Annotated in this window: 1 protein-coding gene; it reads right to left on the minus strand. The window is 45.7% G+C overall.

Annotation, left to right across the window (positions count from 1 at the left end):
* Positions 1-602: alpha-amylase family glycosyl hydrolase (locus R7D93_RS26055; RefSeq protein WP_318129652.1), on the minus strand; the 602-nt coding region annotated here is incomplete at its 3' end.
* Between the last annotated feature and the right edge of the window lie 454 nt (positions 603-1,056).

Below are 1,056 nucleotides of genomic sequence, written 5' to 3' on the forward strand. Positions count from 1 at the left end.
ACACCTATCGCTTTCAATGCTTTTAGGTAAGCTCGCTGCTGCTCGACAACATGTTCACAAACGCGAAGGGTTGGTAAACCAGGATCGGTTGGCCCACCTGTAATTCGGCCATTTTGGACCTGCCATTTATCTTTCCAGTCTTTGATACCAAACGCTTCAACAAAATCTTCTTCACTAAATAGCGGTTTGGATAAATCGCCGAAAAGCTTCAGAGACTGGTATTTCTGTTCGTCTTGTCGGTATTGATCTAACACGTCCTGACGAGGATATTGCAGATCACGGCGTAAATGTGCTTCGTTAGCCATGTGGTTAAACACCACATCGGCGTACACCAAAACGCCTACGCGTTCGAGCTCACGAACCATATAGATGAAGTCTTGGGTGTCACCGAGCGCGTTGTCGATAACACGGTAATCTTGTGGTTGATAGCGCTGCCACCAACGTTCATCGTGGGCGCTTTTCATTGGTGGCGAAACCAGCACCGAACCATAACCTAGCTCGTGGATTTCATTTGCTCGTTGGGCAATGTCAGCGTACTTCCAATCAAAGGCGTGCAAAATCACGTTTGCACCTGCTGATTGCGTTTCCTGTAAGCCACTCATGTTGTTCTCCTGCTCGTTTCCACTCACGATTACTTGTTTGGTTGTTTTGTGTGAATGAACTCAATAGTCGAAATTATAAAAGCTATTCGCGATACGCCCTCACCCTTTTGCGCTTAACTCAAGGCTGAAAATCAAGGCGTAGATACGCCCTGCCTAGCACAATGAGAGTCTGTGAATCACCTCCAGTCGATGACAGCTCTTGCCATCCGCAAACAAGATACCACTAAGCCATTGTTTTTATTTATATAAAGTCCAAACACAAATTCCAAACAACAAAACCTTATGTACGCCCTAACCCACTCGCTGTAAATGAGTAGGTTATAAAATGCGTTGACGTAACAAATAGTTAAGAAAAGCAAACTGGCAACTAGATCACGTTTGGTGAGAAGGGATTAGCGTCGAAAAGTGTGTTGAGGAAACGCCGAAACAAAAACGGCCCTTGGGGGGTTGGGCG

This window comes from Vibrio sp. YT-15, assembly GCF_033337445.1.
Taxonomy (GTDB): domain Bacteria; phylum Pseudomonadota; class Gammaproteobacteria; order Enterobacterales; family Vibrionaceae; genus Vibrio; species Vibrio alginolyticus.